Source organism: Variovorax sp. 20P10.2.4 (assembly GCF_058244205.1).
In genome coordinates this window covers 1-13,699 of record NZ_JBZAYE010000158.1, presented here as the reverse complement: position 1 = coordinate 13,699, position 13,699 = coordinate 1, and the positions used below count along the sequence as shown (strand labels likewise).

Here is a 13,699-nt window from a genome sequence, read left to right as displayed (position 1 = left end):
CGACGTGCCGCTGCGGCATGCGCCCGACTACTCGGTGGCCGAGATCGGCTACCTGTGCCTCGAGACCGGCGTGATCCACCTGTCGGACCTGGTGGTGCGCCGCACCCTGCTGGCGATCCGCGGCCAGGTCACCGACGCCGCGCTGGCCGAGATCGCCGGCATCGCGGCCGAGGCCCTGGGCTGGGACGCGCAGCGCCAGCGCGAGGAGCTCCATGCCTGCGCCACCGCGCTGCGCGAACGCCACGGCGTGCGCCTGCAGACCGCCGCCCCGGCCGCGGATTCCCCTTTGGATGCATCATTGATGGCCTCGAAGCCCGTCCTCACGTGAACAGCCCGACCTTGACCGCGCCCGCCCTCGACCGGAATTCCGAATCGCCCCTGTGGGCCCAGTTTCGCGACGCCGTCCGCCTGCAGATCCTGCAGGGCGAACTGCCGATCGGCGCCAAGCTGCCGTCCGAGGCCGAACTCGGCGACCAGTACGGCATCTCGCGCATCGTGGTGCGCGAGGCGCTGGCCGACCTGGTGCGCAACGGCCTCATCTACAAGATCAAGGGTCGCGGCGCCTTCGTCGCGGCGCGCGAGCGCGACGAGGACTTCGTCTCCACCGTGCTGGGCTTCTCCGACGAGATGGAGCGCAAGGGCCGCTCGGTGCGCACCCAGATCCTGACCCAGGAACTGCGCCTGCCCACCGCGCTCGAGGCCGGCGCGCTCGGCCTCACCGAAGACACGCAGGTGGTGGCGCTCAAGCGCCTGCGCAGCGTGGACGGCGAGCTGCGCCTGCTGGTCGAGACCGTGGTGCCGGCCGACATGGCGCCGGGCCTGCACCGCATCCGGCTCGAGGACCGCTCGCTCTACGACGTGCTGCGCCGCCAGTACGGCCTGCGCCTGGTGCGCGCCGAGCGCTGGATCGACGCCGTGCTGCCCGACGCCCAAACCTGCGAGCTGCTGAACCTGCCCGCGCCCGAGCCGCTGCTGCGCATCGAATCGATCGCCTACGGGCTCAACGGAAGGCCGCTCGAGCACTACCGCGCGCTGCACCGCTGCAAGTCGAGCCGGCTGCACGTGCAGACCACGACCTGAGGCCCTTCACGCGGCGCGGGCTCGAACGCGGGTGACTGTCGGGTCAGTAAGATGCCCGACTCCTTCCACCCACCTACGCATCCCCCGCCATGTCCGACCTCGACGAACGCTTCCAGACCGCCCAGGCCAATTCCAAGCTGCTGGCCGAGCGCCCCGACAACCCCACGCTGCTGAAGATCTACGGCCTGTTCAAGCAGGCGACCGAGGGCGACAACACGGCCAAGAAGCCCAGCTTCAGCGACATCGTCGCGCGCGCCAAGTGGGATGCCTGGACCTCGCGCAAGGGCCTGAGCGGCGACGAGGCCAAGGAACAGTACATCGCGCTGATCGAGTCGCTGCGCGGCTGAGCGCCAGCCTCCCTCACGCCCCGCCGATGATCCCGCGCTCGCGCAGCGCCGCGATCTGGCCGGCGGTCAATCCGATCTCCTCGAGCACCGCGTCGGTGTCCGCGCCCAGCGCGGGCGCGTTCAGGCGGTGCGCAGCCGGCGTGCGCGAGAGCTTGGGCACGAAGCCCGGCACCGACAGCTCGCTGCCGTCGTCCATGCGCAGCCGCTGCAGCATGCCGCGCGCCGCGTAGTGCGGGTCGGCCGCGATGTCGGCGATGGTGTAGATGCGCCCGGCCGGCACGTGCGCGGCATCGAGCGCGGCCAGCACCGCGTCGACGGTGCGGGTGGCGGCCCAGTCGCCGATGGCGGCGTCGAGCAGTTCCACCTGCGCCACGCGGCCGGTGTTGTTCGCCAGCGCGGGATCGGCCGCGAGGTCGGGCCGGCCGATGCAGCCCATGAGGCGGCGGAAGATGCTGTCGCCATTGCCCGCGACGATCGCATAGCCGCCGTCGGCGCAGCGGTAGGCATTGGTCGGCGCGATGCCCGGCAGCGCGCTGCCCGCGGCCTCGCGCACCGCGCCGAAGGCGCCGTACTCGGGCAGCAGGCTTTCCATGCAGTTGAAGACGGCCTCGTAGAGCGCCACGTCGACCACCTGGCCCAGGCCCTTCGGATGCTCGGCGCTCACGGTGGCATGGCGGTGCTGCAGCGCCATCAGCACGCCGACCACGCCATGCAGCGAGGCCAGCGTGTCGCCGATCGACACGCCCACGCGCACCGGCACGCGGCCCGGCTCGCCCGTGAGGTGGCGCAGCCCGCCCATGGCTTCGGCCACCACGCCGAAGCCCGGCCGGTCGCGGTAGGGCCCGGTCTGGCCATAGCCGCTGATGCGCAGCATCACGAGCGCGGGATTGGCCGCCAGCAGCGCCTCGGGGCCCAGGCCCCAGCCCTCCATCGCGCCGGGGCGGAAGTTCTCGATCAGCACGTCGGCCTCGGCCGCGAGCTGGCGCACGATGGCCTGTGCCTCGGCCTCGCGCAGGTCGAGCGCCAGCGAGCGCTTGTTGCGCGACTGCACCTGCCACCAGACCGAGGTGCCGTCCTTCATCAGCCGCCAGCTGCGCAGCGGATCGCCCGCGCCCGGCGGCTCGATCTTGACCACCTCGGCGCCGAAGTCGGCCAGCGTGCGGGCCGCGAAGGGGCCGGCGATCAGCTGGCCGAGCTCGATGACCTTGAGGCCGGCGAGCGGGCCGGCGGCGGGAGCGGAGGAGGAAGCGGTGGATGTCGTCATGGCCTGCGAGTGTGCCGCGCGCCGTCGCGAGCGTTCCGCGAGGCTTCGGGGCGGGAAAACACCTATGAATTCTTGACGCCGGCACGGCGCGGTCGCGCCCGCCCTTCCGCGCCGCAGCAATCCCGGCCCGCCCGGGCCGTTTCCCTCGGGGAGAAAGCCCTTTGCTGCGCCGCAGCGCAGGCCGCGATGCGCGCCACCCGCCCTCGCCCCCGCATCAAAAAAGTATCGATTCGAGCCGCCATCTCTGGTTGTTGGCATCGGGAGCGATTCGTACAGTCCGCCCCAGCTGTCACGCATCCCGAAGAACCGCCCAGCGGCAGAGACAAGGAAACCGAGCCCCCATGCAACCCGATCTGGAAATCGTCGAAGTCCGCGGTGACGAATCGTTCGCCTGCTGGGCCCACGGCTACCCCTACCGCACCGTGCGCTGGCACTTCCATCCGGAGTACGAGATCCAGCTCATCGTCGAGACCCAGGGCGTGTACTTCGTGGGCGACCACGTTGGCCACTTCGAGCCGGGCAACCTCGTGATGATGGGCCCCGACCTGCCGCACAACTGGATCAGCGACGTGCCCGCGGGCCAGAGCGTGGAGCGGCGCGGCATCGTGATCCAGTTCCCGGCCGGCCTGGTGCAGCGCATGGCTGCGAGCTTCCCCGAGTTCGCGCGCATCGCGCCGCTGATCGCCGAGTCGGGCGCGGGCCTGCTGTTCTCGGCCGAGACCGCGGCGGCCGCCAAGCCGCTGATGGAGGCGCTGCTCGAGGCGCGCGGGCTGCGCCGCGTGATCCTGCTGCTGTCGCTGCTCGAGCTGCTGGCCGCGAGCCAGGACCGCCAGCGGCTCGCGAGCCCGGCCTTCAAGCCCGATCCCAAGGCCTTCATGTCGCACGCCATCAACAACGTGCTGGCCCACATCGCGGCCAACCTCGGCGACGAGCTGCGCGAGCCGATGCTGGCCGAGCTGGTGGGCCAGAGCCCGAGCGCCTTCTCGCGCGCCTTCCGCAAGCACACGGGCCAGTCCTTCGTGCGCTACGTGAACCGGCTGCGCATCAGCCGCGCCTGCGAGCTGCTGACCAGCAGCGAGAAGCCGGTGCTCGACGTCTGCATGGACGTGGGCTTCAACAACGTGTCGAACTTCAACCGGCAGTTCCTGCTGCACAAGCGCATGCCGCCGACCAAGTTCCGCAACTTCCACCGCATGCAGGCGGCGCAGGCCGCGCACCTGCGCGGCGCCAGCCCGCCGTAGGCGGCCCGCCCCCGTTTCCCGCATCGCCATCGGCGCGGGCCCGTTCGGGCACCGCGCGGGGCGAAGCCTTGCCCGCGTCCTTTCCACCGTCATCACCCAAGGAGACATGCCATGAAGAAGAACATCCTCGCCACCGCCACCCTCGCCGCGCTGCTGTGCGCCGCCTCCGCCGCGCAGGCCCAGGCGCCGAAGCAGCCGCTGCGCATCGGCATGAGCTTCCAGGAGCTCAACAACCCCTACTTCGTGACCATGAAGCAGGCGCTCGAGGAAGCGGCCGCGAGCATCGGCGCCAGCGTGGTCGCGACCGACGCGCGCCACGACGTGGCCAAGCAGATCGGCGACGTGGAGGACATGATCCAGAAGAAGGTCGACATCCTGCTCTTGAACCCGACCGACTCCACCGGCGTGCAGTCGGCGGTGCGCTCGGCCAAGAAGGCCGGGCTGGTGGTGGTGGCGGTCGATGCCAACGCGCAGGGCCCGGTCGATTCCTTCGTCGGCTCGAAGAACACCGACGCGGGCCGGCTGGCCTGCGAGCACCTGGCCAAGGCCATCGGCGAGAAGGGCGACGTGGCGATCCTCGACGGCATCCCGGTGGTGCCGATCCTCGAGCGCGTGAAGGGCTGCCGCGAGGCGCTCGCGAAGTACCCGGGCATCAAGGTGGTGAGCACGCAGAACGGCAAGCAGGAACGCGCCACCGCGCTCACCGTGACCGAGAACATCCTGCAGGCCAACAAGGACCTGAAGGGCATGTTCAGCGTCAACGACGGCGGCGCGATGGGCGCGCTCGCGGCCATCGAGGCCAGCGGCAAGGACGTGAAGCTCACCAGCGTCGACGGCGCGCCCGAGGCCATCAAGGCGATGCAGAAGCCGGGCTCGAAGTTCATCGCCACCACCGCGCAGTACCCGCGCGACCAGATCCGGCTGGCCATCGGCATCGCGCTCGCGAAGAAGTGGGGCGCCAACGTGCCGGCGGCGGTGCCGGTCGACGTGAAGCTGATCGACGCCGAAGGCGCGAAGAGCTTCAGCTGGTAAGGCGCGGACGGACCCTGGCCGTGACCACGAACGACACCGCCGAGATGCTGCGGCTGGAGGGCGTCTCGAAACGCTTTCCCGGCGTGCAGGCGCTCTCGGGCATCGACCTCTCGATCCGCAAGGGCGAGGTGCATGCGCTGCTCGGCGAGAACGGCGCGGGCAAGTCGACGCTGATGAAGATCCTCTGCGGCATCCACCAGGCCGACGAGGGCCGCATCTACATCGACGGCAGCGAGCGCCGCTTCGCGGGCTATGCCGACGCCATCGCGGCGGGCGTGGGGATCATCTTCCAGGAGTTCAGCCTGATCCCGCACCTGGACGCGGCCGAGAACATCTTCCTGGGCCGCTACCCCACGCGGCGCTTCGGCCTGATCGACCGGGCCGCGATGCGGCGCGCGGCACGGCAGCTGTTCGACGAACTCGGCGTGCGCATCGACCTGCGCGTGCCGGTGTGCCGGCTCTCGGTGGCGCAGCAGCAGTTCGTGGAGATCGGCAAGGCGCTGTCGCTGAAGGCGCGCCTGCTGGTGCTCGACGAGCCGACCGCCACGCTGACGCCGAACGAGGCGGACCACCTGTTCCGCATCATGCGTTCGCTGCGCGACCGGGGCGTGGCGATGATCTTCATCTCGCACCACCTCGACGAGATCTTCGAGGTCTGCGACCGCATCAGCGTGCTGCGCGACGGCGCCAACGCGGGCCATGCGGAAGTCGGCGCGACCGACATCGACGCGCTGGTCGAGATGATGGTGGGCCGGCGCATCGAGCAGAGCTTTCCGCCCAAGCCGCAACCGGCACCGCATGCGGCCGGCGCGCGCAAGCTGCTCGAGGTGCCCGAGATCCAGCTCGCGAAGGGCGGGCCGGTCAACGCCTTCGAACTGCATGCGGGCGAGATCCTCGGCTTCGCGGGCCTGGTCGGCTCGGGCCGCACCGAGCTCGCGCTCGGCATGATGGGCGCCGACCGCGCGCACCGCAAGACGGTGCTGCGCAACGGCGCGCCCGTGCGGCTCGACGACCCGACGCAGGCGCTGGCGCACGGCATCGGCCTCTTGCCCGAGAGCCGCAAGGTGCAGGGGCTGATCACCGACTTCACGATCCGCTTCAACATCACGCTCAACAACCTGGGCCGGCACCGCCGCGCGGGCCTGGTGCGCGAGGGCGCCGAGAAGCGCGAGGCCGCCGAGCTCGCGCGCCGCGTGGGCGTGAAGGCGCCGGACCTCGAGACCCGCGTGGCCACGCTCTCGGGCGGCAACCAGCAGAAGGTGGTGATCGCGCGCTGGCTCGGCCACGACTGCGAGGTGCTGATCTTCGACGAGCCCACGCGCGGCATCGACGTCGGCGCCAAGGCCGAGATCTACGCCCTCATGCGCGAGCTCACGCGCCAGGGCAAGGCGGTGCTGATGATCTCGAGCGAGCTGCCCGAGATCGTCGGCCTGTGCGACCGCGTCGCGGTGTTCTCGGGCGGGTCCATCGTGGCCACGCTCGAGGGCGACTCCATCCACTCCGGCGACATCATGCGCCACGCAACCACAGGGGGTTCGCCATGAACGCCACCGCCAGCCATCCCGCGCCGCCCGCTCCCGCCGGCGGATTCCTCACCGAGCTGCGCCGCTCCACGGCCTTCCTGCCGCTGGTCGGGCTGGTCGCGATCTCGGTCTTCATGATCGTCGCGACCGACAACTTCCTGTCCTGGGGCAACCTGCAGAACATCGCGCTGCAGTCCTCGATCAACGCCATCATCGCGGTCGGCATGACCGCAGCCATCCTCACCGGCGGCATCGATCTCTCGGTGGGCGCGGTGGTGGCGCTGTCGGGCACCTTGGCCTCGGGGCTGATGGTGCAGTTCGGGCTGCCGCCGCTGCTCGCGGTGCCGCTGGGCCTGGCCGTGGGCGCGGTCATCGGCCTGTTCAACGGGTACTGCGTGGCCTACCTGCGCATGCCGCCGATCATCGTGACGCTGGCCACCATGGGCATCGCGCGCGGCATCGCGCTGATCTATACCGGCGGCTACCCGATCGACGGCCTGCCCGAGTCCTTCGCCTTCCTCGGCGGTGGCACGCTCGCGGGCATCAAGGTGCCGATCCTGCTCATGCTCGCCACCTACCTCGCGGCCTACGTGCTGCTGAACATGGCGCCCTTCGGCCGCTACGTCTACGCCATCGGCGGCAACGAGGAAGCCACGCGGCTGTCGGGCGTGCGGGTGGCGCGCTACAAGCTGCTGGTGTATGCGCTCAGCGGCTTCACTGCCGCGATCGCCGGCATCGTGCAGGCCTCGCGCGTGACCAGCGGCCAGCCCGGCGTGGGCGTGGGCTTCGAGCTCGACGCCATCGCCGCCGTGGTGATGGGCGGCACCTCGATCGCCGGCGGCCGCGGCGCGATCGTCGGCACCCTCGTCGGCGCGCTGCTGCTGGGCGTGCTGAACAACGGGCTCAACATGATCGGCGTGTCGCCGTACCTGCAACTGATCATCAAGGGCGGCATCGTGCTGCTCGCGATCTTCATCAGCCGCGAGGCAAAAAGATGAGCTCGCCCCCAGGCTTCGCGCACTTCGTGTCGCTTCTCCCACCCCCTGCCGGGGGCAACACCAGCGGCCCGGCAAAGCCGGTTCCGCGGTGTTCCGCGAAAGAACCGCAATCCTTCTGACCAGAAAGAACCATGAGCTACAAGAAACTCCAGCCCGGCACGTCGGGCGCCATCTCGCAACTCGCTTCCATGCAGGCCGTCGTCTGCCACGGCCCCAAGGACTACCGCCTCGAGACCGTCGAGGTGCCCGCCATCGGCGCCAACGAACTGCTGATCTCGATCGCGGCCTGCGGCATCTGCGCCTCCGACTGCAAGTGCCACTCGGGCGCGAAGATGTTCTGGGGCGGCGACGGCCAGCCCTCGTGGGTCAAGGCGCCGGTGATCCCGGGCCATGAATTCTTCGGCTACGTCGAGGCGCTCGGCGAAGGCGCGGCCGAGCACTTCGGCGTGAGCAAGGGCGACCGCGTGATCGCCGAGCAGATCGTGCCCTGCGGCAAGTGCCGCTTCTGCACCTCGGGCAAGTACTGGATGTGCGAGGTGCACAACATCTTCGGCTTCCAGCGCATCGTGGCCGACGGCGGCATGGCCGACTACATGCGGCTGCCGCCGACCGCGCGCGTGCACAGGATCCCCGACGGCATCGCGCTCGAGGACGCGGCCATCATCGAGCCGCTGTCGTGCGCGATCCATACCGTGAACCGCGGCGACATCCAGCTCGACGACGTGGTGGTGATCGCGGGTGCCGGCCCGCTCGGCCTGATGATGACGCAGGTGGCGGCGCTCAAGACGCCCAGGCAGCTGATCGTGATCGACCTCGTGCCCGAGCGCCTCGCGCTCGCGAAGCAATACGGCGCCGACGTCGTCATCAACCCGAAGACCGAGAACGCCGACGCCATCGTCAAGGGCCTGACCGAAGGCTATGGCTGCGACGTCTACATCGAGACCACGGGCGCGCCGATCGGCGTGACGCAGGGCCTGGAGATGATCCGCAAGCTCGGCCGCTTCGTCGAGTTCAGCGTCTTCGGCGCGGAGACCAGCGCCGACTGGTCGATCATCGGCGACCGCAAGGAACTCGACGTGCGCGGCGCCCACCTCGGCCCCTACTGCTACCCGATCGCCATCGACCTGCTGGCGCGCGGCCTCGTGACCTCGAAGGGCATCGTCACGCACGACTTCCCGCTGACCGACTGGGAGCGCGCCTTCGCGCTCGCCAACTCGCTCGACTCGATCAAGGTGCTGCTCAAGCCGCAGCCGCGGACGGCCCCATGAAGTACGTGATCGGCGTCGACATCGGCACGCAGAGCACCAAGTGCCTGCTGGTCGGCGTCGACGGGCGCGTGCGCGCGCAGGCCGGCGTGGCCTACCAGCCCGAGACGCCGAAGCCGCTGTGGGCGCAGCAGGACTGCGCCGTGTGGTTCGACGCCGTGTGCGAGAGCGTGCGCGCCTGCGTCGCGAAGAGCGGCGTCGCGCCCGGCGACATCGCCGCGATGTGCGTGAGCAGCCTCTACGGCGGCGCCGGCATCCCGGTCGACGAGGCCATGCAGCCGCTGCATCCCTGCCTGATCTGGATGGACCGGCGCGCCACCGCACAGGTCGATGCGGTGAACGCGACGGTCGACGTCGAGAAGCTGCAGGCGATCACCGGCAACGGCGTGGACAGCTACTACGGCTACACCAAGATGCTGTGGATCCGCGAGCACCGGCCCGAGGTGTGGAACAGGACGCGCTGGTTCCTGCCGCCCAACAGCTACGTCAACTGGCGGCTGACCGGCGAGCTCGCGGTCGACCACAGCTCGGCCGGCAACATCGGCGGCGTGTACGACGCGGCGCGGCGCGGCTGGTCCCACGAGGCGCTCGGCATGCTGGGCATTCCGGCGCGCATGATGCCGCCGCGGCTGGTCGAATCGAGCGACGTGGTCGGTGGCCTGAAGGCCGAATGGGCCGCGCGGCTCGGCCTCGCCGAAGGCATGCCCCTGATGGGCGGCGGCGTGGATGCCGCGGTGGCCACCTTCTGCGCGGGCGTGACCGGCAGCGGCGACCATGTCGCGATGATCGGCACCAGCATGTGCTGGGGCTTCGTGAGCCCGAGCGTGGACGCGCGCCACCGGCTCATCTGCATGCCGCACGTGTACCGCGGCGCGGACCGCAGCTACGTGTTCGGCGGCGCCATCGCCGCGGGCGCGGCCGTCACCTGGTTCCGCGAGACCTTCTGCCAGGCCGAGCTGGCCGAGGCCGCGCGCACCAGCGAGGACGCGCATGCGCTGATCGAGCGCCAGGCCGTCGACGTGCCGCCCGGCGCGCAGGGCCTGGTGTTCCTGCCCTACCTGATGGGCGAGCGCAGCCCGATCTGGGACGCGCAGGCCAAGGGCGCCTTCATCGGCCTCTCGCTCGCGCACGGCCGTGCCCACCTCTACCGCGCCGTGCTCGAGGGCGTGAGCTTCGCGCTGCAGCACAACATCGAGGCCGGGCGCCAAAGCGGCCAGCCGCTGGACCCGCGCTTGATCGTGGTCGGCGGCGCGGCCCACTCCGACCTCTGGATGCAGATCGTGGCCGACATCACCGGGTATCCCGTGTTCACCATCGAGGAGGAAGTCGAGGCTGCCCTCGGCGCGGCGATGCTCGCGGCGCTCGGCGCGGGCCTGGTCGATGCGGCGACGGCCGAGCGAGGCTGGGTCACGCTGGTGGAACGCGCAAGGCCCGAGCCCGAAGCGCAGGAGATCTACCGCGAGCGCTTCGAGATCTACAAGTCCCTCTACCCCGCATTGCGCGATGCGATGCATCGCCTCCAATGAGCGCACGCCCCCAGCACCGGCCGCACGACCATCACGCCTCTCGTGCACAGGGCAGTGGGTGCTTCCCGCAGCGAAATCAAGGAGGAGGCCGAAGGCCGGGGGACATTCGCGGAGGGAAGTACCCGCTGTCCTGTGCACGCCCCCCGAACAAGAGCCACCCGACATGACCCTCACCTTCGATTTCAGCAACCGCAAAGCCCTGGTCACCGGCGCCAGCAGCGGCATCGGCCACGCCGTGGCCACGCAGCTCGCACGCTCGGGTGCCGCCGTGACGGCAGTGGGCCGCAACCCCGAAGCACTTCACGAACTGGCAGCGCAGACAGGCTGCACACCGCGAGTGCTCGACGTGGCCGACCCCCAAGCCCTCGACCAGGCATTCGCCGAGCTCCCCGCCTTCGACCTCGTCGTGAACTGCGCCGGCATCGCGCTGCTCGAACCGGCGCTCGAACTGCAGGCCCGGAGTTTCGATGCCGTCATGGCCGTCAATGCGCGTGCCGCCGCGCTGGTCGCCGCGCGCTGCGGCAAGGCGATGGCCGCGGCCGGCGTGCGCGGCAGCATCGTCAATGTCTCGAGCCAGGCCGCGCTGGTCGCGCTCGATGCGCACCTCTGCTACTGCGCCTCGAAGGCCGCGCTCGATGCGATCACGCGCTCGCTGTGCCTCGAACTCGGGCCGCACGGCATCCGCGTCAACAGCGTCAATCCCACGGTCACGCTCACGCCCATGGCCGAGCAGGCCTGGGCCGATCCGGCCAAGAGCGCGGCCGCCATTGCGGGCATTCCGCTCGGCCGCTTCGCGCGCGTAGAGGAGGTGGTCGCGCCGATCCTCTTCCTGCTGAGCGAGGGCGCGTCGATGATCAGCGGCGCATCGCTGCCCGTGGACGGCGGCTACACCATCGCCTGAAACGGCGGAGCTTCAGGCGAAGCGGTTGCCGCCCTCGGCCGGCCCCAGCAGCGCATCGAGGTTGCGGCTGATCTTCTGCTCGATCATTTCGCTGAAGCTGCTGAAGAGGAAGCCCAGCGTGGCATCGAAGGTGAGCGTCTGGGCCGTCACCTCGACCGTGCCGTCGATGCCGGCGCGCGTGAAGGTCGCCACGTCGCGCTCCTCGCCCTCGGTGTAGACGCAATCGAGCCCGAACTCCTGTTCGGCCTGCCGCACCCACTTGCGTGCCACCTGGCGTGCGCGGGCGATGCCCAGGGTGTGTTGGCGTTCGATATGGATGTCAGGCACCGTCGTGTTCTCCGTTGTTGTCGTGGCCGCGGCCGCGCCGCGTCTGCAGGATGCCGCTGGCCGTGGCGAGCGCCTGGCGGCGCTCCTCCATGGTCGGCAACCGGCCGATGCGGCGGACCTCAGTGTAAAAGCGCGGCCAGCTCCTGCCCTCGCGTTCGAACAGCGCCTCGAAACTCGGCACCAGGTCGTCGTAGGCGCCCTGCGCACCGAAGGCCGCATTGTTGGCGCGCGCCACCCAGCCGTCGTAGGCATGCTGGCGCGGGCCGGCCCAGCCCTCGCGCAGCGCCGCGTAGCGGGCGCGGAAGTCGTCCATCGCGGCCTGCTTCATCGCGGCCACGGCCGTCCAGTCCTGGGCCTTGGCCTCGGGCGATTCGTAGACGCGCGTGAGCGCGCGCCGGGTGTCGAGCGCGAGCGCGCGGAACTGCTGGCGCTGGGCGTCGAACTGCGCGTACTCGCGGCGCGCCGGCTCGCCGGCCTCGCGCTGCAGCCACAGCGCGCCGCCGATGCGCTCGACCGCCGTCGCATAGGACTCGTTGAACACCGTGTCGCCCGCCACGTAGAGCACCTGGTGCGCGAGCTCGTGGAACACCAGCCGCGCGAGCTCGCCCTCGGGATAGCCGATGAAGGTCGACAGCAGCGGATCGCCGCCGGCCCAGTTCATCCAGCCCAGCGTGGAGTAGGCGGGCACCGGGTAGACCGAGACCTCGAGGTCCTGCCGCTGCTGCGCCTCGGCCTCGGCCTTGGCCGCCTCCTCGCTGTAGTAGCCGCGGTAGCCCACGCAGCCCGCCACGGGGAAGCACCAGCTCTTGAGCGTGAGCGAATACGGCGGCGCCGCCACCACGTTCCACACCGCGGCGGCGCGGTGCAGGTCGGCGTAGGCGGTGTAGCTGGGGTTGTCGGGCAGGCCCAGTTCGTCGCTCGCGAAGCGGCGGATGCGCTGCGTGAGCTCGAGCTTGGCCTTGAGGGCCGCGGGCACCGCGGGATCGGCCAGCCAGTCGGGCACCGGCTTGGCGGCGCGCATGATGCCGATGTGGCCGCTGGCCGACTGCCAGTAGTAGCGCAGGTCGGCGCAGCCGCCGAGCAGCAGCGCGCCGGCCAGCGCCACGATGGAGGCGGCCTTCACGCGGTCGCCGCCTGCGCGCCGGCCACGCGCTCGACCTCGACCAGGCAGTCGTAGAAGGTCGGGCCGCGGCCGATGTCGGTCAGGCGCTGGCTCGTGAGCTGGTTGACGTTGGTGCCGTCCATGCCGAGCTTGCGCCACCAGATGCCCATGCCGTTGACCACGCCGGGGCGCGCGCGGCGCGAGACCTCGGCGCGGCAGCGGTGCTCGCCGCGGCCGTTGAACACGCGTACCAGCGCGCCGTCCTCGATGCCGCGCACGGCGGCGTCGTCGGCGTGGATCTCGAGCAGCGGCTCGACCTCGATCGCGCGCAGGCTGGTCACGTTGACGAAGGTGGAGTTGAGGAAGTTGCGCGCCGGCGGCGAGATCATCGCGAGCGGGAATTCGGTGGAACTGCCCGCCGGCTCCCAGTTGGGTACATGGTCGGGCAGGCCGTCCATGCCCATGGCCGCCAGGCGCGCGCTGTAGAACTCGCAGCGGCCCGAGGGCGTGGGGAAGCGGCCCTCGGCGAACGGCGCCTCGGCCAGCTTCACGCTGGTGAAGCCCTGCGCCAGCAGCTGCGGGAAGTCGATGCTCCCTTCGGCGAAGGCGGTGCGGCACAGCGACTCGTCGCTCTCGGCGAAGCAGGGCTCGTCGAAGCCCAGGCGGCGCGCCAGCTCGCGGAACACCCAGGCATTGCTGCGCGCCTCGCCGCGCGGCGCCACGGCCGGGCGGTTCAGCAGCACGTCGGTGTGGCCATAGCTGCAGTGGATGTCCCAGTGCTCGAGCTGCGTGGTGGCCGGCAGCAGGTAGTCGGCGTAGTCGGCGGTGTCGGTGCGGAACTGCTCGAGCACCACGGTGAACAGGTCCTCGCGCGCGAAGCCCGCCGCCACCTTGGCCGATTCGGGCGCCACCGCCACCGGGTTGCTGTTGTAGACCACGATCGCCTGGATCGGCTTCGCGGTGTCGAGCAGCGCGTCGCCGATGGTGCTCATGTTGATGGTGCGCGGCCGGCGGCCGGCCAGCAGGTCGGGCCGCTGCAGCGCGGCGCGGTCGACCGGGTAGTGGCCCGAGCTGCTCAGCAGCAGCCCGCCCG

14 protein-coding genes are annotated in these 13,699 nt (G+C 70.6%); 10 read left to right on the top strand and 4 right to left on the bottom strand.

Annotated features, from left to right (window positions below; translation table 11 throughout):
• From AC27VN_RS16890 to AC27VN_RS16880, 3 genes are all read left to right on the top strand, one after another.
• On the top strand, nt 1-328 hold a 328-nt coding region (locus tag AC27VN_RS16890), incomplete at its 5' end, for a glycerol-3-phosphate dehydrogenase C-terminal domain-containing protein (protein WP_490877271.1).
• On the top strand, nt 325-1,080 hold the full coding sequence (locus tag AC27VN_RS16885; protein WP_093354236.1) for a GntR family transcriptional regulator: 756 nt from the start codon (nt 325-327) through the stop codon (nt 1,078-1,080). The genes AC27VN_RS16890 and AC27VN_RS16885, both read left to right, overlap by 4 nt.
• A gap of 89 nt (nt 1,081-1,169) precedes the next feature.
• Nucleotides 1,170-1,427 carry an acyl-CoA-binding protein gene (locus AC27VN_RS16880; RefSeq protein ID WP_057592544.1) on the top strand — a complete coding sequence of 86 codons (258 nt, stop codon included), beginning with the start codon at nt 1,170-1,172 and terminating at the stop codon, nt 1,425-1,427.
• 13 nt (nt 1,428-1,440) lie between these two features.
• Here the strand turns inward: AC27VN_RS16880 and AC27VN_RS16875 are convergent, their stop codons facing one another.
• Nucleotides 1,441-2,691: a CaiB/BaiF CoA transferase family protein gene (locus tag AC27VN_RS16875; protein ID WP_490877270.1), complete on the bottom strand. Its 1,251-nt coding sequence runs from the start codon at nt 2,689-2,691 to the stop codon at nt 1,441-1,443.
• A 341-nt stretch (nt 2,692-3,032) separates the two neighbouring features.
• Between AC27VN_RS16875 and AC27VN_RS16870 the strand changes: the two genes are divergently transcribed.
• From AC27VN_RS16870 to AC27VN_RS16840, 7 genes are all read left to right on the top strand, one after another.
• Nucleotides 3,033-3,932: a helix-turn-helix domain-containing protein gene (locus AC27VN_RS16870; RefSeq protein WP_093354231.1), complete on the top strand. Its 900-nt coding sequence runs from the start codon at nt 3,033-3,035 to the stop codon at nt 3,930-3,932.
• A gap of 111 nt (nt 3,933-4,043) precedes the next feature.
• On the top strand, nt 4,044-4,964 hold the full coding sequence (locus AC27VN_RS16865; RefSeq protein ID WP_057592548.1) for an ABC transporter substrate-binding protein: 921 nt from the start codon (nt 4,044-4,046) through the stop codon (nt 4,962-4,964).
• A 44-nt stretch (nt 4,965-5,008) separates the two neighbouring features.
• Nucleotides 5,009-6,508, top strand: a complete 1,500-nt coding sequence (locus AC27VN_RS16860) for a sugar ABC transporter ATP-binding protein (RefSeq protein ID WP_490877272.1) — start codon at nt 5,009-5,011, stop codon at nt 6,506-6,508.
• Nucleotides 6,505-7,485, top strand: coding sequence for an ABC transporter permease (locus tag AC27VN_RS16855; protein WP_490877269.1), 981 nt, complete (start codon nt 6,505-6,507; stop codon nt 7,483-7,485). Before AC27VN_RS16860 ends, AC27VN_RS16855 begins: the two co-directional genes overlap by 4 nt.
• A 131-nt stretch (nt 7,486-7,616) precedes the next feature.
• Nucleotides 7,617-8,753 (top strand): alcohol dehydrogenase catalytic domain-containing protein, encoded by a 1,137-nt coding sequence (locus AC27VN_RS16850; protein ID WP_490877268.1) that lies wholly within the window; start codon nt 7,617-7,619, stop codon nt 8,751-8,753.
• Complete coding sequence (locus AC27VN_RS16845; RefSeq protein ID WP_490877267.1) at nt 8,750-10,276, top strand: FGGY-family carbohydrate kinase; 1,527 nt, start codon at nt 8,750-8,752, stop codon at nt 10,274-10,276. Before AC27VN_RS16850 ends, AC27VN_RS16845 begins: the two co-directional genes overlap by 4 nt.
• 163 nt (nt 10,277-10,439) lie before the next feature.
• Nucleotides 10,440-11,177, top strand: a complete 738-nt coding sequence (locus AC27VN_RS16840) for an SDR family oxidoreductase (protein ID WP_490877266.1) — start codon at nt 10,440-10,442, stop codon at nt 11,175-11,177.
• A 12-nt stretch (nt 11,178-11,189) separates the two neighbouring features.
• Here the strand turns inward: AC27VN_RS16840 and AC27VN_RS16835 are convergent, their stop codons facing one another.
• The 3 genes from AC27VN_RS16835 to AC27VN_RS16825 form a co-directional block, all read right to left on the bottom strand.
• Nucleotides 11,190-11,504 carry a polyhydroxyalkanoic acid system family protein gene (locus tag AC27VN_RS16835; protein ID WP_057592553.1) on the bottom strand — a complete coding sequence of 105 codons (315 nt, stop codon included), beginning with the start codon at nt 11,502-11,504 and terminating at the stop codon, nt 11,190-11,192.
• Nucleotides 11,497-12,627: an aminopeptidase gene (locus AC27VN_RS16830; RefSeq protein ID WP_490877265.1), complete on the bottom strand. Its 1,131-nt coding sequence runs from the start codon at nt 12,625-12,627 to the stop codon at nt 11,497-11,499. The genes AC27VN_RS16835 and AC27VN_RS16830 overlap by 8 nt, the downstream gene beginning before the upstream one ends.
• A partial coding sequence (locus AC27VN_RS16825) for a molybdopterin-containing oxidoreductase family protein (protein ID WP_490877264.1) occupies nt 12,624-13,699 on the bottom strand: 1,076 nt, incomplete at its 5' end. The genes AC27VN_RS16825 and AC27VN_RS16830, both read right to left, overlap by 4 nt.